Consider the following 16,783-nt stretch of genomic DNA (forward strand, 5'->3'; position numbering starts at 1 on the left):
TGGATTGTCATGTCTTGGCAGAAATGAAATAACCATGAACAGAATTTTAAAACACTTATTAGGAATAGGAGCTGGAGCCGTGCTTGCTTATGGTTGTGGTACTGCAATGTCAGATACTAAGACAACAGAAGACTCTATGTCTGCCTCTTTTCAGGTCAATTATGACGAAACCATAGCAAAAATAGAACCAACTATGTATGGTATCTTTTTCGAAGATATCAACTTTGCTATAGATGGCGGGTTATATGCCGAATTAGTTAAAAACCGATCTTTTGAATTTGACAAACCCCTGCGTGGCTGGACTGAACTCAAGGATAAAGGTCTTGGTGTTCGGTTTTTTCCTATTAATACCAATAATCCAAGAAATGCAAGGTTCATGCGAGTACAAATCGATGAGCCGGGTTCGGGAGCTGGATTGGCGAATGAAGGTTTTAGAGGAATGGGACTCAAAGAAGGTCTTCCTCATGATTTTAGCATTCAGGTGAGAGATATTGATGGAAATGTTTCTGCGATTCGAATTGAATTGTTGGATTCAAATGGCCAGGTCATTGCTAACAGTCGGGTCGAAGGAATTAATAATGAATGGCAAACACTGACCACTTCTTTGACTCCATCTAAAACGGAGGCAAAAGGTACTATGAACATATGGTTCGAAGGAGTTGGTACTGTCGATATTGATATGGTTTCTCTTTTTCCGTCTGATACATGGAAAGGAAGAAAAAATGGATTGAGAGCTGATCTTGTTCAACTGCTTGCAGATTTAGACCCGGGTTTTTTACGTTTCCCTGGTGGATGTATCGTGGAGGGGTTTGATCTTTCACAGAGATATCAATGGAAAAATACTGTTGGAGATGTGGATGAACGAGTGGTTACTATCAATCGTTGGAATTTTGAATTTGACCACAGACCTGCACCAGATTATTATCAAAGTTTTGGTGTTGGATTTTACGAATATTTCTTATTGGCCGAAGATTTGGGAGCAGAGCCTATGCCGATCCTAAATTGCGGTATGGCTTGCCAGTTCAATACTGGGGAGTTGGTACCATTAGATCAACTGGATCCTTATGTAGAAGATGCGCTTGATCTGATCGAATTTGCCAATGGTTCTACAGATACCAAATGGGGAAAATTGCGTGCCGAAATGGGACACCCAGAACCATTTAATCTCAAAATGCTAGGTGTAGGAAATGAACAATGGGGTCCGCAATATGTCGAGAGATATGTGCCAATAGTGGACGCTATCAAAGCACAGTATCCGGATATACAGATCATAGCAGCGACCGGATCTGATGGATCTATCTTCCCTAATGGAGAAGAAGAAATTGAATATCTCTGGAAAGAATGGAAAAGATTGAAGCCTGAAATCGTGGATGAGCATTTTTATCGCAATCCTGATTGGTTTATGGAAAATGCAGACTGGTACGACAGCTATGAGCGCACAGGTTCTAAGCTTTTCGTAGGCGAATGGGCTGCACAAAGTGTGGGAGTCGCAAGCCCAGATAATAAAAACAACTGGGAAACTGCTCTTTCAGAAGCAGCATTCCTTACGGGGCTAGAGCGAAATGCAGACCTAGTTACCATGACTTCATATGCGCCCCTATTTGCACATGCAGACGGATGGCAATGGACACCAGATTTGATCTGGTTCAACAATTTGGATTCGTATGGTACAGCTAATTACTATGTACAAAAGTTGTATTCTAACAATCCAGGTACGCATGTAATTCCTTTAGAAAAAGACAATAAGCCAGTAACTGGGCAGGATGGATTGTATGCTTCTGCTACCCGAGATGAAAATGCTGGTGAATTAATTATCAAAATTGTTAACACCAATAATGCGTCTGTTAACGCAAGTTTTGATGTGTTGGGAGCAGAAATGGGTGCCACAGTTTCAGCCCAGGTGATGTCAAGTAAAGACATGGAGGCTTACAATACATTTGAAGAAGGAGATAAAATCAGTCCAAGAAGTGAGTCTCAAAAGGTAGAAGGAGGCAAGTTGTCTTATGATCTAGAGCCTTACTCACTCACAGTATTGAGAATAGAAGCTAAATAAGAAATAGAGAGAAAAATGAGAAGAGGAATTTTATCGACACTGGCTCTAGTCCTGTTAGTAGTTCAGGCTTGGGCTCAGGATGCCACAGTTACAGTTAAAACAACAGAAGGTGAACATGTAATCAATAGAAATATCTACGGTCATTTTGCGGAGCACCTCGGCAGATGTATCTATGACGGTATATATGTAGGAGATGATTCTACTATTCCTAATACTGACGGAGTTAGAAATGACATCATTGATGCATTGGTGGAACTTAAAGTTCCGGTTTTGAGATGGCCGGGTGGATGTTTCGCAGATACTTATCATTGGATGGATGGTATTGGGGACCCTGCCAAAAGACCAAGCATTGTTAATCAATGGTGGGGTGGCAGTGTTGAAGACAATAGCTTTGGTACACACGACTTCTTGAATCTATGCGAGCGCATCGGTGCAGAGCCTTATTTAGCTGGCAATGTAGGAAGTGGTCAAGTTAAAGAACTAGCTGATTGGGTGCAGTATGTCAATCACCCAGGAGGTAGCCCAATGTCGGGTCTTAGAATCGAAAATGGACAGAAAGAACCATGGAATGTAAAATACTGGGGTGTAGGTAATGAAATGTGGGGTTGCGGTGGAAACATGGCACCTGAGTTTTATGCGAACCTGTACAGACAGTACAGCACATTTATGACAGATTGGACCAATTCTGATGGACTATATCGAATAGCCTCAGGTGCAAATGGTGCCGATTACCAGTGGACAGAAGTATTGATGCGCGATATACCAAAGCCATTGATCGAAGGAGTTGCTTTGCACTCATACTCTGTAATTGATTGGGGTAAGAAAGGCCCTGCAAAGAATTTCGGTGAAGAATTGTATTTCAAAACCATGAAGGCTGCTCTTTTCATGGAGGAGTTAGTGACTAAGCACATCGCTATCATGGATAAATACGATCCAGAAGGTAGAGTAGACCTTATAGTCGATGAGTGGGGCGGATGGTACGATTCCAAAGAGAGCGAAACCATGGGAGTTCTCTATCAGCAAAATACCATGAGAGATGCTATGATCGCTGGTGCTACTCTCAACATTTTCAATAACCATGCCGACAGAATCAAAATGGCTAACCTGGCTCAGATTGTGAATGTATTGCAGGCGGTGATCTTGACCAATGAGGAAAAATTGATTTTGACTCCTACTTATCACGTGATGAAAATGTACAATGTACATCAGGATGCCGTGTTGTTGCCATTAGAGTTAGAGACTTCTGATTATGAATTTCAAGGAGAGAAATTGCCAGCAGTATCTGCTTCAGCATCTAAGGATGAATCTGGCGCGATTCACATATCGCTAGTCAATATTGATGCTAAAGAATCACAAACAGTAATCTTGAATCTGGATGGTACTGATAATAAAAAGATGACAGGTGAAATCTTGGCTTCAGATAAATTGGAAGATTACAATGATTTTGATGAGGCAGATAAGATTTCGCCAAAGAAATTTTCCGGTTTCAAAGGAAAGAACGGTGAGTATAAAGTGACTTTGCCGCCATTTTCAGTGGTGGTATTGGAACTGAAATAAGAAAGTTAGCAGGCAGATGAGAAAGAAAATATTTCATGTAATAGTAATGGGTTTAGTAATCACACAGGGGGTATTTACCTCCTGTGATGATGAAACTCCATCAAAAACTGATGATAAGGATCCAGAGGTTGTAGAACCAACAGAGCCTGATACCCTGGATTCCAAATTAGGTGATGGACCAATTGATTTTTCTCAGTTTAGTGATACTTATGCTCAGATAGCTCCGGTATCAAATATTTATGACTGGGCGCATTACAATGTGCACGATCCTTCAATAATTGATAACGGTGACTTTTTCTATTGCTACACTACAGATGTAGCTTATGGGGCTACTGTTAGACCTGGTCATAACATTCGCAGAAGTAAAAACCTGGTAGAATGGGAGTTCGTTGGCTGGGTAGTTGGCGGAAATGGTTATCCGCCAAAAGGATACAATCATATAGTATCAAATGGTGGTGAACCTTTCGGGAATCTTTGGGCGCCATACGCTATGAAATACAAAGATGAATATCGTGTGTATTATTCTTTGTCTTCGCCTACTCCTAGATTAAGTGCAATTGGATTAATGGTTTCCGATAAACCATATGGTCCTTTTACAGAGCGGGGACTTGTAGTAACTTCAACTGATAATGCTACAAGACAAACAAATGCCATTGATCCGACTGTTACGGTGGCAGAGGACGGTTCTCATTGGTTTTTTTATGGCTCTGCATGGGACGGGATATATAAAATTCAGTTAGATCCAGAATCAGGTTTGCCATTAAGTCCAGGGTATAAGGGTTCAAGAGTGGCCCAACGAGCTTTTACAGGCAATTCTATCAATGGTAATATTGAAGGTCCTGAGATTATTTACAATGAAGAATTTGATAAGTACTACATGTTCATTGCCTATGATTGGCTGCAAACTAAGTACAATGTTCGTGTAGGTCGTTCAGACAATCCTGATGGTCCGTTTTATGATTATCTGGGTAGAGATATGAATGAGGAGATTGATGATTTACCTATGATTCTTACTCCTTACCGTTTTCAAGGGCATTCTGGTTGGCAGGGTGTTTCCCATCCCTCGGTCTTTATCGACAAGGAATCCAAGGAGTTCTACATGGGACATCAGGGTAGGCCAGGTATAGATAGCTATTATATGTTGCTTCACATCCGTCAGATTCACTGGACAGAGGATGGTTGGCCAATGGTCAGTCCTGAACGCTATGCAGCAGAAGAAGAGACCCCTGTGGATCAAAGTGAATTGGTTGGAGATTGGGAGCAAATTATTTTGGGCTATGAAGTGGTGCCTGGTTATGCCGATGAACAAACCAACCCTGGTTTTCAAAATTCTGCTGATTTGATAATTAATTCAGATGGAACCTTGTCTGGTGCTTCGACTGGAACCTGGACATATTCAGCCCCTTGGTTGACGTTTACTTTGGATGGCGAGTCAGCACCTTTTCAACTCAAGGTTGAAAGAGGTAGAGATTGGGAAAATGAAGTAGCAGAGACAATATTATTTACAGGCCTGACTACAGATGGTGTGGCTTATTGGGGTAAAAAAATCTAAAGAAATGAAAAAAGTAATCGTTTGGGTTTTATTGTATGTTTTTAGTACTTCCATATCATGGGCGCAGGGCGTCTATGACATAGGGGTGCATGATCCAGTAATGATCAAGCAGGGAGATACCTATTACTTGTATTGCACAGGTTGGGGAATAACGGTTTACTCTTCCAAAGACTTAAAGGAGTGGAAGAATGAAAAACGAGTTTTTGATAACCCTCCCAAATGGGCTACAGAAACTGTAAGCGGTTTTTCTGGACATATTTGGGCACCGGATATTTCGTTTTATGATGGTAAGTATTATCTCTATTATTCGATTTCTTCCTTTGCTAAAAACACCTCTGCCATAGGACTGGCTACTAATGTGACCCTTGATTCAAATGACCCTAATTACAAATGGGTGGATCACGGTGAGGTGGTACAATCTGTACCTTATAGAGACATGTGGAATGCCATAGATCCTAATTTGATTGTGGATGAAAATGGATATCCCTGGCTTGCTTTCGGTTCATTTTGGGACGGAATGAAAGCGGTGAAGTTGATACCAAATAGAACTGAAGTCGCTGAACCTCAAGTTTGGAAAACAATAGCCAGAAGGGAAAGAAGTTTTGAATTAGATGATAAGAATCCAGGTGATGCAGCCATAGAAGCACCCTTTATCTTCAAGAAAGACACGAGCTATTATCTGTTTGTATCGTGGGACTACTGCTGTAGAGGCAAGGAAAGTACTTATAAAGTAGTAGTTGGTCGATCAGAAAATCCAACAGGACCATTTATAGATCAAAGTGGAAAGCCCCTAAATGAGGGAGGAGGCACTTTGGTGGTGGAAGGAAATGACCGTTTTGCCGGAGTAGGGCATAATAGTACCTACACTTTCGATGGTAAGGATTATTTGGTTTTTCATGGCTATGATACGCAGGCAGATGGTCATGCCAAATTGATTATAAAAGAATTGAGTTGGACGGCTGATGGCTGGCCTGAAAAAATCAACCTTGAGAAATAATAATCAGCATTCAAGATTAGGCTAGAGGAGTTGGTAGAGTGCTAAAATAAAGCATGATTTATGGACTATTTCAGCTATTGGAGTCGTCTGGAATACGTACTGGAGTTGATTAAGAAAGGTGCTCTGACTTCCCCGTATGATTTGACGGAGAAGTTTGAGTGCTCTGAGAGGACGGTCAGAAAAATGATTAATGACCTCAGGAGAAAAGGATATAATATTAAATACTCTAGAAGGATATCCAGATATGTTTTGGAACAATGATAGGTATTGGTTCACCTGGATCAAAAAGGAAATTATTTAAAATAGGATGAAAAATATACTACACATACCAATTATCATTCTTCTGTTGGTTTCATGTGCGAAGGATGGAAGAGAACGGGATTTAGAATCTACTAACAATAATGATTTGTTAGAAAATATAGGGAATCCAATTATCAAAGATGTTTTTACTGCTGATCCTGCACCATTCGTACATGATGATACCTTATATATCTATACAGGACACGACGAACAAGTGCAGGGTGGTGAAGGATTCGTGATGAATGACTGGTTGTTGTTTTCGACAACTGATATGAGGAATTATAAGTCACACGGACCAGTTTTGAAAACTACTGATTTCGAATGGGCCAATGGTCATGCCTGGGCTGCACATACAGTTGAGAAAGATGGGAAGTTCTATTGGTATGTAACGGTAGAACATGGTTCAATCCCTGGTAAGTCCATAGGAGTGGCTGTGGCAGATCACCCGACTGGACCCTGGAAAGATGCCAAAGGAGAGGCCTTGGTCACCAATGATATGACCAAACAGACAGATATTTTTTGGGATGACATAGATCCTGCTGTGTTCGTAGATGAGGATGGATCGGCTTATATCTATTGGGGCAATTCCGTAATGAAGTGGGCTAAACTAAAGGACAATATGATCGAATTGGATGGTGAGATTCAGACAATCCTATTGCCAGAGTTTACAGAAGCGCCATGGGTTTTCAAGAGAGACCAAAAGTATTATTTGGTATATTCCGCACGCTTTCCTGAGGAAATTGATTATGCTATGTCTGATAGCCCAGAGGGACCATGGGAGGTGATGGGCAACCTGAATCGAACCTTACCTAATTCACCCACACATCATCAGGGAGTGGTAGAGTATAGAGGCAATTGGTATTTTGTTTATCACAACGGTCAGTTGCCAACTGGAGGTGAGTTTAGACGAAGTGTTTGCATCGAAAAACTCAATTTTAATGAGGATGGCAGTATACAGCCAGTGATTCGAACTACCGAAGGAGTAGCTGCCTTATAAAAGCTATATAAAAACAGGTGATAGGTTGAATCTTACCTGCCATCTTCATTGTTCCAATCACGCTGAATCCTTTTTTCTAAAGGGACTTTGCTTTATACTTGTGTAAATATGACACTTTATAAAGAATACGATCGCCTACTTGTGGCGGTAGATTGCATCATTTTCGGATTCCATGGCGACAAATTAAAGCTGTTGCTCATCAAAAGGGATTTTGAACCTGAAAAGGGGAAGTGGTCTCTAATGGGTGGTTTTGCAAAGAGAGAAGAAAGTCTAGATGATGCTGCTAATCGTATTTTGACTAGTTTGACAGGACTGAAGGATGTCTTTCTCGAGCAACTGTATTGCTTCAACTCGGTAGATCGTGACCCAGTAGAACGTACGATCAGTGTCACCTATTATTCACTCATCAATATCGAAGACCATGATGAGGAATTGATTAAGCAGAATGATGCTTCATGGTTCGATTTGGGAGATACTCCAAATTTGATTTTCGATCACAACGAAATGGTCGAACGTGCTCATCAAAGACTAAAATATAAAGCCGAACATTACCCAGTAGGATTCGAGCTTTTGCCTCCGAAGTTTACCATGCCCGAATTGCAATCCCTCTACGAAGCTATCTTCGAAACGGAAATGGACAAGCGTAATTTCATCAAAAGAATTGGGTCTCTTGATATCCTTGTGAAACTCGATGAGAAGAAAAGAACCAGCGGAAAAAAAGGAGCCTTCCTTTATCAATTCGATCCAGAGAAGTACCAGCAACAGCTAAAAACAGGTAACAAATTTCAAGTGAAACCCTAGAGTTCCAGCGTTAACGTCATTTTGAATCAAAAGATTAGAATTCTTTCTGGGTCTGAAAGGATAAGAGGGAATCAGGTGAAATAAAGGATCTTAAACGCTAGATCGGTTAGGGCTATGAACGCGAGGTTCATGAAAGTAAATCGGTCATTTAACGAAAGAGGCTTAGATCTGAATAGTCAGTTTAGGAGCTCTACATTTAATCGTCCTAATTCATATTTCACCTGACTCTTACCTGCTATTTTTGATGGCGTTTGGTTGATTTGGGATAGTTGTGTGCGTTACGCTGAATTTTTCTTGATTGATGACCTTTTTTCTTATCCAATCTTTTGGCGTGTGCCACATCCATCCATTCTGTTTGGTATTTTCTGGAAGCGCATGAACTCAATAGACTCATGGCGAATAGGAACAGAATACCTATCGTAATGCTTATTCTTTTTCTCGATGATTTCATAGCAGTAGTGGTTGAATATTATTTATCTAATATATTGTTGAACAAAATTAATGGTAATATTTCAATAAAAAATTGTATTAAAGAGGAAATGTTTGAAAATTAGGGGAATTACCTAGGTGGATAAGAGTTACTCTTAACTTCAGCAAAGGGGGTATTCTATTGCTTATATCAGAAGATTTCTCATTTTTATAGGATTCTGATAATTCCATGAAAATTATTAAGTGTAAAATTGACACTTTATAGAAAAGTTGTATATTTGTATTGTAAGTGTGAAATGTACACGAATTGAAAACAGAGAATTAAGGTTATGAAAGAGGCAAAATATACCATTGGTCTGGACTTTGGGTCTGACAGTGTAAGAGCGCTGGTAGTCAATGTAGAGACGGGAGAAGAAATGGCAACTGCTGTTTGCAACTACCCGAGATGGATGAAGGGAGAATTTTGTATCCCTCATGATAATCAATTTAGACAGCACCCGCTGGATTATATCGAAGCTATGACAGATGTAGTGACACGTTCGCTTGCTGAGGCTGGAGATGATATTAGAAAAAATGTAATTGGTATTGGAGTAGACACGACAGGCTCGACACCTGTGCCTGTGGATGCGGATGGTACGCCTTTGGCGCTTAAGCCTGAATTTGCTGAGAACCCAAATGCGATGTTTCATTTGTGGAAAGATCACACATCTGTGAAAGAGGCTGCAGAGATCAATGCTATCAATGCTGATTCGGACGAAGATTATTTGAAATATGTAGGAGGTATTTATTCTTCTGAGTGGTTCTGGGCCAAAATCGCACATACCAACAGACAAGATGCCTCAATCAGAGATGCGGCCTATACATGGGTAGAGCACTGTGACTGGATTCCGTTCCTGTTGACAGGTGGTAACAAGGCGGAAGATGTCAAAAGAGGGGTTTGTGCAGTAGGTCACAAAGCGCTTTGGCACAAAGACTACAATGGAGTACCCCCTAAATCATTCCTGACAAAAATCGATTCTAGTTTTGCTGATTTCAAGACCGAACTATTGGAAGAGACAGCTACGGCTGATCAATCTGTAGGGACGCTATCTGAAGAGTGGGCTGCTAAGCTAGGTTTGGACCAATCCGTATGCGTGGCTGTAGGTGCATTTGACTGTCACATGGGTGCAGTAGGAGGAGAGATCGAGCCGGGTTATATGAGTAAGGTGATCGGTACCTCTACTTGTGATATCATGGTAGCGCCATTGGAAGAAAAGGAGCACCTGGTGAAAGGTATTTGTGGACAGGTCAATGGATCTGTGATCCCAGGTATGCTAGGTCTGGAAGCAGGACAATCTGCTTTTGGTGATGTGTATGCGTGGTTCAAGCGTTTGCTACTGTGGCCAGTAGAGAACCTAAGCGACGAATTGAAAGAAAAATATGCAGAAGAGGTAGATAGCAAAATCATCCCTGCACTGGCAGATGCTGCTGCGGCTATAGAGCCTACTGCAAAAGATAATGTATCCCTGGACTGGATGAACGGTAGACGTACGCCAGATGCCAATCAGGAATTGAAAGGTGTGTTAGCAGGAATCAATCTGGGAACTGACGCCCCTCGCATATTCAAGAGTTTGGTAGAAGCGACTTGCTTTGGAGCAAGAAGAATTGCGGAGCGATTCGAAGACGAAGGCGTAGCGATCAAAGGAGTAATTGCACTGGGTGGTGTGGCTAAGAAGTCGACCTTCGTGATGCAGACGCTCTCTGACGTGCTGCAGATGCCAATCAAAGTAGGTAAGTCTGATCAGACTTGTGCATTAGGTGCTGCGATGTTTGCTGCTACAGCGGCTGGTAGATTCGAAAAAGTAGAAGATGCCATGAAGCAAATGGGAGGTGGTTTCGACAAGACCTATGAGCCTAACCCAGCGAGAGCAGAAGTTTACAATGCATTGTATAAGAAATACTGCGAACTAGGAGAAGCAGTAGAAAAAATAACGATGAAATGAGCCAATATCAAAAGATAAAGGAAGAAGCCTACGAGGCAAATATGCAGTTGCCTAAGCTAGGCTTGGTACTGTTTACTTTCGGTAATGCCAGTGCGGTGGATCGTGAAAAGAAAGTGTTTGCGATCAAGCCAAGTGGTGTTCCTTATGAGGATTTGAAGCCGGAAGATATGGTGATTGTTGATTTCGACAACAACATAGTGGAAGGAAATATGAGACCTTCGTCTGATACTAAAACTCATGCTGTGCTTTACAAGCATTGGGAAAATATCGGAGGTATCGTGCATACGCACTCGACACATGCGACTGCCTGGGCACAGACGCAGTTGGATATTCCGATCTACGGTACAACACACGCAGATCACCTGGCTTTTGATATCCCATGTGCGCCTGTGATGTCGGATGAGATGATCGAAGGAGACTATGAGTATGAAACAGGTTTTCAGATCATGGATTGCTTCAAAGACAAAAACATCACCCCTGAGGAAGTACCAATGGTAATCGTGGCGAACCATGCTCCTTTCACTTGGGGCAAGGACGTGAAGAAAGCGGTATACCACAGTGCAGTGCTCGAAGAAGTAGCTAAGATGGCATGGATCACTAAGACAATCCATCCAGAAGCGCCAAGGTTGAAGGAATCCTTGAAGCAAAAGCACTACGAGCGCAAGCACGGCAAAGGCGCCTACTACGGCCAATCATGATTTGAAAACAGAATTGAAAGATTAAACAGATAAGAGATGATATCAATAGAAAAAAATAAAGTTTGGTTCGTAACGGGTAGTCAACACCTTTACGGTCCAGAGACCTTGAAGCAAGTAGCTCAACACTCTGAGGAGATCGCAAAATCGCTGAATGCCCATGCCAAAATACCCGTACAAATCGAGTACAAAGGCGTAGTAACTACTCCTGAAGAAATCAAAAAAGTTTGTTTGGAATCTAACAACGCGGATGACTGTGTTGGTTTGATCTTCTGGATGCACACTTTCTCTCCGGCGAAAATGTGGATTGGTGGATTGAAAGTTTTGAACAAGCCATTCCTGCACCTTCATACACAATTCAATGCAGAGATTCCATGGTCGACGATCGACATGGATTTTATGAACCTAAACCAGTCTGCTCATGGCGACCGTGAGTTTGGGTTCATTTGTTCTCGTTTGGGTATCCAGCGCAAAGTAGTCGTTGGACACTGGAAAGACGAGCGCGTGGTAGAGCAGATCAACGTTTGGACACGAGTGGCTAGCGCTCATCAGGATGCACAGACTGGTAAAGTGGCTCGTATCGGCGACAACATGCGTCAGGTAGCAGTAACTGAAGGCGACAAGGTAGAAGCACAAATCAAATTTGGCTATGAAGTACATGGCTATGGAGTAGGTGACTTGGTGGAGCACATCAACTCTGCTACTGAAGATCAAGTGAAAGCTTTGATCCAGGAGTATGAGGAGACTTACATCATGCAAGATGTATTGAAAGCTGGAGGAGCTAAGAGAGCGTCTTTGGAGGATTCTGCTAAGATCGAGATCGGTCTGAGAAGCTTCTTCAAAGAAGGTGGTTTCACTGCCTTTACAGATACTTTCGAAAACCTACACGGCATGAAGCAATTGCCAGGCATCCCAGCACAGCGTTTGATGGCTGATGGCTATGGTTTCGCTGGAGAGGGTGACTGGAAAACAGCTGCTTTGACTCGTACGATGAAAGTAATGGCTGCTGGTATGGAAGGTGGTAACTCTTTCATGGAGGATTATACTTACCACTTCACTCCAGAGAAGGATTTGGTATTGGGATCGCACATGTTGGAGATCTGTCCATCTATCTCTGCTGAGAAAGTGAAGTGTGAAATTCACCCACTAGGAATTGGCGGAAAAGAAGATCCAGTTCGTTTGGTATTCAATGCTGCTGGTGGAAAAGCGCTTAACGCTTCTGTAGTGGACATGGGTGGTCGTATGAGACTAATCGTGAACAATGTGGAAGGCATCGAGCCAACTCAGGAGCTTCCTCACTTGCCAACTGCACGTGTACTATGGGATGCGAAACCAAACCTGGAGATCGCGGCTCAAGCATGGATCCTGGCTGGTGGAGCACACCACACAGTATATAGTCAAAACCTGGGTAACGAATACCTGGAAGACTATGCAGACATGGTAGATCTAGAGATAGTAACAATTGATGAGGATACAAACATCAGAGATTTTAAAGATACGTTGAAGCACAACGATGTGTACAGACAAGGAAAGTAGAGTTTAGTAATTAGTAATTCATAATCAAAAAGGCGCTCCCAGGAGTGCCTTTTTTGTTTTGTGCTTATCCTATATTGAACCGGCAAGGTTTCAGCCTCTACGGAGACTATGTAGTTATAACTACAGATACTGTGTAGTTAGTACTGCAGATACCTTGCCCTTAGTACTGCAGACATTGTGCCCTTAGTACTACACAGATCGTGTCCTTATAGCTGCACGAAGCGTGTAGCATAGTTGTGCGGTCAACATGACAGTAATGAAAGCTAGTCAGTCCTGTCAACTCTAATAGAGGGAGATAGTGGGGGCAGAGGTTGTCGAATGAGATTGTCACGTCGCTCGTGCCTCGCTCGTCACAATGACGCTGTTTAAATGGACGTCACTTCGAGACCTAACATTTGGTGCCCAACCGCATGCCATAGGCATCCTCCATAGGAGCCAATATTTAATGACTTAAAAAAAAGTGTCATCTCGACAGGAGGGAGAGATCTAAAGCGATCCTCAGAACCTCAAATAAAGGTCTTATATGGAGTTACTGTGTACTATTGAATTTGTATTCATCGCTTAGATTCCTCCTGCGTCGGAATGACAAAACGATTGTTGGTTGAATACAGGCAGAGGGGATTGATAAAACCTAAGGAGCACTATCAATTGGGCTTATAAAAATGTATAAGCAAAAAAGGCATTCGAACCATCGAATGCCTTTTTTAGCTGTAAGCGAGTAGTAGAGTTTACTTGGTCGTAAACTCGTATACGCTTTTGGTATAATATTCTTGACCTGGTTCCAAAACTGTGCTTGGGAACTCAGGTTGATTAGGAGAATCTGGGTAATGCTGAGTCTCCAGGCAAAGCCCAGTTCTGAATTGGTAGTTGATACCGCCTTTTCCAGTTAGCTTTCCGTCCAGGAAGTTGCCACTGTAAAACTGAATGGCTGGCTCCATGGTGTAGATATTCATCAAACGTCCTGAACTAGGATCGTATAGGCTACCACCGAATTTCAAACTATCAGAAGAATCGGTGTATACCCAGCAGTGGTCATATCCTTTTCCAAATGCCAATTGCTCATTTTCTTCTCCGATGCGTGCACCTATTAAAGTAGCTGAGGTGAAGTCAAATGGAGTGCCTTCTACCGCTGTTTGAGCCGTCGGGATCAAAGTATTATCGATTGACAAGAAAGTGTTGGCCGGTAGTTCTAATTCGTGATCCAAGATCGTCTGACTTGGATCTCCAGTCAGGTTGAAGTAAGCGTGGTTCGTTAGATTCACTACAGTTTTCTTATCTGTAGTCGCCTTGTATTCGAAAGTCAGCTCATTGTCATTGTTCAATGCATAAGTCACCTCTGCAGTCAAGTTACCTGGGTAGCCTTCCTCACCGTCAGGGCTCACTCTGCTGAATACTACGCCTGCACTGGTTTCGTTTTTGAAGCTACTGGCATCCCATAGGACCTTGTCAAAACCTTTAACTCCTCCATGTAGGTGGTTTTTGCCATCGTTGGCTTGCAATTGGTACTCTTCACCATCCAGTGAGAATTTGGCATCAGCAATACGATTGCCATAGCGACCGATCAATGCACCGAAGTAAGGGCTTGATTTCAAATAACCACTAAGTGAATCGTAACCTAATACGATATCGCCCATGTTGCCATCTTTGTCAGGAGCTATGAGAGAAGTAATGATTCCACCATAGTTGGTCACCTTTACGATCACACCATTGTCATTTTTCATAGTGAAAAGAGAGACGGCACTGCCATCAGGCATTTGACCAAAATCAGAGGAAGATACCGTAAGGCCGCTTTCTACTGGCGCTTCGACTGTCTTTTCTTCTTGTTTCTTAGGGGTAGAGCAGCTCCAGATTATCAAGGAGGTAGCTGCGAGTAATATTGTCTTTTTCATAATTTGTCTTTGGAATTAATTTCTTGAGAGCTGAAAATAAAAAAGCCCGAGCAGAATAGTCTGTCGGGCTTTAATGTTTTTACCAGAACACACCGTAGAGCATTGCTACGATAGCAATGATGCCGATGGCTCCTACGTTGAATCCTACGTTCGTATTGAACAATGTTTTTGGATCTTCAAGCTTCAGTGCTTTTGGATCTTCGATATCAATTTTGAAGTTGGTATAGAAGATCACACCGATCATGCCTAGTAACATTCCCATCATCAGGATAGATTCCATACCCAAATGGCTTAAACTATTGCTAAACAATGCGCCAACTACAATACAGATCGCACCTAATCCCATGAGGATATAAGAACTCTTGATAGAAAGCTTTTCTACATCTGGATCAGCTGCTGGAGACTTGATTTTAATGCCTTTGTCCATGAAGCTGATTACTGAAGCCAGTGTACACAGAATCATGAATACATAGCCCATTCGCATGATGAATGGTATCTCAGGCATAGTCAGTTTGATAACGATACCAATTGGAATAGTCACGATAGTAGTCCAAAGTGCTGCTTTAGAAGTCATTTGCTTCCAGAACAGACCCATAGCAAATACTACTACTACACCTGGGTAAATGAATCCTGTGTACTCCTGAATGTACTGGAATACCTGATCCAGATTGCTCAACAACGGCGCAACAGATACCGCAATAACCAATGCCACTACTGCAGCCAAACGGCCTACAAGTACCAATTTCTTATTAGAAGCATCATTGTCAAAAAATTCTTTGTAGATATCCATCGTGAAGATGGTAGAAGTACTGTTGATCATAGAAGCAAGCGATGATACGATCGCAGCTGCTAGTGCGGCAAAGGCTAAACCTCTGATACCTGTTGGTACGAAGTTTTTCAACAACCAAGGGTAGGCTTCATCAGATTTGCCTATTTCTCCAATCATTTCTACTGGTTTACCGATCAAGGCAGCCAGTTGCTCAGGTGTGTGCTCATTGACCAATACATAAGCTGTGATACCTGGGATAACCACCAATAGTGGAACTAAAATCTTTAAATATCCTGCGAAGATCAAACCTCTTTTTGCTTCGTTGGTTGATTTGGCAGCCAAACCTTTCTGAATGATATACTGGTTGAAGCCCCAGTAGCCCAGGTTGGTCAACCACATCGCACCAAAGATCACAGCTACACCTGGTAGATCTTTGAAAGTGTCTTTGAATCCACCTGATCCATCAGGAACCATAGAGGTGCCTTCTTCGATTACCATTCTGAAGTGGTCATTTGCTTTGGTATAGATCACACCAAAACCGTCGATAACAGATCCTGCTCCTACTGCGTCCAATGCCAGGAAAGTAGTGAACAATCCACCAATTACTAGGAATACTACCTGAATCACATCAGTCCATGCTACAGAAGTCAAACCTCCATAAATTGAATAGATCCCTGAAAAGGCCAAAAGACCGATGATTCCATACAACAATGGAATTCCAATGATGTTTTCGAGTGCAAGAGCACCCAGGTAACTGACTGAAGTCAGGTTAACGAATACATAAACTAAAAGCCAGAAGATCGCGAAGAATGAACTCACTGATCTATTGAATCGCTGGTTGATGAACTGCGGCATGGTATAAATCTTCTTCTCCAAAAAGATAGGGAGGAAGTATTTCGCTACCACGATGAGAGTTACTGCTGCAAGCCATTCGTATGCTGCAATCGCCAATCCAATCGCATATCCAGAACCAGACATGGCGATGAAGTGTTCTGCAGAAATGTTAGCTGCAATAAGGGAGGCACCAACGGCCCACCAGGTAAGAGAATTACCCGCCAGAAAATACTCATTGGCAGTTTTGTCTTGCCCTTTTTTAGGTTTGGAAACCCATAATCCAATGCCCACGATTACCAGGCAGTAGATACCGAAGACTATGTAGTCTAATGTCGAAAATCCCATTTTATTTGATTTAGTCTTTTATAATTAATTCAACTAGGTAGTGATAC

13 protein-coding genes are annotated in these 16,783 nt (G+C 42.1%); 10 read left to right on the forward strand and 3 right to left on the reverse strand.

What is annotated here, in order from left to right; genetic code table 11:
- Positions 1–34: 34 nt before the first annotated feature.
- From N7U62_RS00315 to N7U62_RS00340, 7 genes are all read left to right on the forward strand, one after another.
- Complete coding sequence (locus N7U62_RS00315) at positions 35–2,053, forward strand: alpha-L-arabinofuranosidase family protein (RefSeq protein WP_264135876.1); 2,019 nt, start codon at positions 35–37, stop codon at positions 2,051–2,053.
- A gap of 15 nt (positions 2,054–2,068) precedes the next feature.
- On the forward strand, positions 2,069–3,610 hold the full coding sequence (locus N7U62_RS00320) for an alpha-N-arabinofuranosidase (RefSeq protein WP_264135877.1): 1,542 nt from the start codon (positions 2,069–2,071) through the stop codon (positions 3,608–3,610).
- 16 nt (positions 3,611–3,626) lie between these two features.
- The gene (locus N7U62_RS00325) at positions 3,627–5,162 is read left to right on the forward strand and encodes an arabinan endo-1,5-alpha-L-arabinosidase (RefSeq protein ID WP_264135878.1); all 1,536 of its coding nucleotides are present in this window, start codon (positions 3,627–3,629) and stop codon (positions 5,160–5,162) included.
- A 4-nt stretch (positions 5,163–5,166) separates the two neighbouring features.
- Positions 5,167–6,159 (forward strand): arabinan endo-1,5-alpha-L-arabinosidase, encoded by a 993-nt coding sequence (locus tag N7U62_RS00330; protein ID WP_264135879.1) that lies wholly within the window; start codon positions 5,167–5,169, stop codon positions 6,157–6,159.
- A gap of 60 nt (positions 6,160–6,219) precedes the next feature.
- On the forward strand, positions 6,220–6,420 hold the full coding sequence (locus N7U62_RS23180; RefSeq protein ID WP_404818007.1) for an HTH domain-containing protein: 201 nt from the start codon (positions 6,220–6,222) through the stop codon (positions 6,418–6,420).
- Between the two features lie 46 nt (positions 6,421–6,466).
- Positions 6,467–7,456 (forward strand): glycoside hydrolase family 43 protein, encoded by a 990-nt coding sequence (locus N7U62_RS00335; RefSeq protein ID WP_264135880.1) that lies wholly within the window; start codon positions 6,467–6,469, stop codon positions 7,454–7,456.
- Positions 7,457–7,564: 108 nt separating this feature from the next.
- Positions 7,565–8,257: an NUDIX hydrolase gene (locus tag N7U62_RS00340; protein WP_264135881.1), complete on the forward strand. Its 693-nt coding sequence runs from the start codon at positions 7,565–7,567 to the stop codon at positions 8,255–8,257.
- Positions 8,258–8,492: 235 nt separating this feature from the next.
- Here the strand turns inward: N7U62_RS00340 and N7U62_RS00345 are convergent, their stop codons facing one another.
- The gene (locus N7U62_RS00345; RefSeq protein ID WP_264135882.1) at positions 8,493–8,708 is read right to left on the reverse strand and encodes a hypothetical protein; all 216 of its coding nucleotides are present in this window, start codon (positions 8,706–8,708) and stop codon (positions 8,493–8,495) included.
- Between the two features lie 307 nt (positions 8,709–9,015).
- On the opposite strand from N7U62_RS00345, the gene N7U62_RS00350 reads away from it, so the two are divergent.
- From N7U62_RS00350 to araA, 3 genes are read left to right on the forward strand one after another with little or no spacing between them, the layout of a single operon-like run.
- Positions 9,016–10,668, forward strand: a complete 1,653-nt coding sequence (locus N7U62_RS00350; protein WP_264135883.1) for a ribulokinase — start codon at positions 9,016–9,018, stop codon at positions 10,666–10,668.
- Entirely contained in the window at positions 10,665–11,366 is a 702-nt protein-coding gene (locus N7U62_RS00355) for an L-ribulose-5-phosphate 4-epimerase (protein ID WP_264135884.1), read from the forward strand. Before N7U62_RS00350 ends, N7U62_RS00355 begins: the two co-directional genes overlap by 4 nt.
- 36 nt (positions 11,367–11,402) lie before the next feature.
- A complete protein-coding gene (gene araA, locus N7U62_RS00360; RefSeq protein WP_264135885.1) occupies positions 11,403–12,899 on the forward strand; it encodes an L-arabinose isomerase in 1,497 nt (498 codons plus the stop codon).
- Positions 12,900–13,627: 728 nt separating this feature from the next.
- Here the strand turns inward: araA and N7U62_RS00365 are convergent.
- Complete coding sequence (locus N7U62_RS00365; RefSeq protein WP_264135886.1) at positions 13,628–14,788, reverse strand: aldose epimerase family protein; 1,161 nt, start codon at positions 14,786–14,788, stop codon at positions 13,628–13,630.
- 79 nt (positions 14,789–14,867) lie between these two features.
- Positions 14,868–16,736 (reverse strand): sodium:solute symporter family transporter, encoded by a 1,869-nt coding sequence (locus tag N7U62_RS00370; RefSeq protein ID WP_264135887.1) that lies wholly within the window; start codon positions 16,734–16,736, stop codon positions 14,868–14,870.
- Between the last annotated feature and the right edge of the window lie 47 nt (positions 16,737–16,783).

Source organism: Reichenbachiella ulvae (genome assembly GCF_025833875.1).
Taxonomy (GTDB): Bacteria; Bacteroidota; Bacteroidia; order Cytophagales; family Cyclobacteriaceae; genus Reichenbachiella; species Reichenbachiella ulvae.

Bases quoted from the DNA above. Each gene is read 5' to 3' on its own strand.
- N7U62_RS00365 (WP_264135886.1), bottom strand. From the start codon at position 14,788: ATGAAAAAGACAATATTACTCGCAGCTACCTCCTTGATAATCTGGAGC.
- N7U62_RS00355 (WP_264135884.1), top strand. From the start codon at position 10,665: ATGAGCCAATATCAAAAGATAAAGGAAGAAGCCTACGAGGCAAATATG.
- N7U62_RS00345 (WP_264135882.1), bottom strand. From the start codon at position 8,708: ATGAAATCATCGAGAAAAAGAATAAGCATTACGATAGGTATTCTGTTC.
- N7U62_RS00320 (WP_264135877.1), top strand. From the start codon at position 2,069: ATGAGAAGAGGAATTTTATCGACACTGGCTCTAGTCCTGTTAGTAGTT.
- N7U62_RS00350 (WP_264135883.1), top strand. From the start codon at position 9,016: ATGAAAGAGGCAAAATATACCATTGGTCTGGACTTTGGGTCTGACAGT.
- N7U62_RS00315 (WP_264135876.1), top strand. From the start codon at position 35: ATGAACAGAATTTTAAAACACTTATTAGGAATAGGAGCTGGAGCCGTG.
- N7U62_RS00370 (WP_264135887.1), bottom strand. From the start codon at position 16,736: ATGGGATTTTCGACATTAGACTACATAGTCTTCGGTATCTACTGCCTG.
- N7U62_RS23180 (WP_404818007.1), top strand. From the start codon at position 6,220: ATGGACTATTTCAGCTATTGGAGTCGTCTGGAATACGTACTGGAGTTG.
- N7U62_RS00325 (WP_264135878.1), top strand. From the start codon at position 3,627: ATGAGAAAGAAAATATTTCATGTAATAGTAATGGGTTTAGTAATCACA.
- N7U62_RS00335 (WP_264135880.1), top strand. From the start codon at position 6,467: ATGAAAAATATACTACACATACCAATTATCATTCTTCTGTTGGTTTCA.
- araA (WP_264135885.1), top strand. From the start codon at position 11,403: ATGATATCAATAGAAAAAAATAAAGTTTGGTTCGTAACGGGTAGTCAA.
- N7U62_RS00330 (WP_264135879.1), top strand. From the start codon at position 5,167: ATGAAAAAAGTAATCGTTTGGGTTTTATTGTATGTTTTTAGTACTTCC.
- N7U62_RS00340 (WP_264135881.1), top strand. From the start codon at position 7,565: ATGACACTTTATAAAGAATACGATCGCCTACTTGTGGCGGTAGATTGC.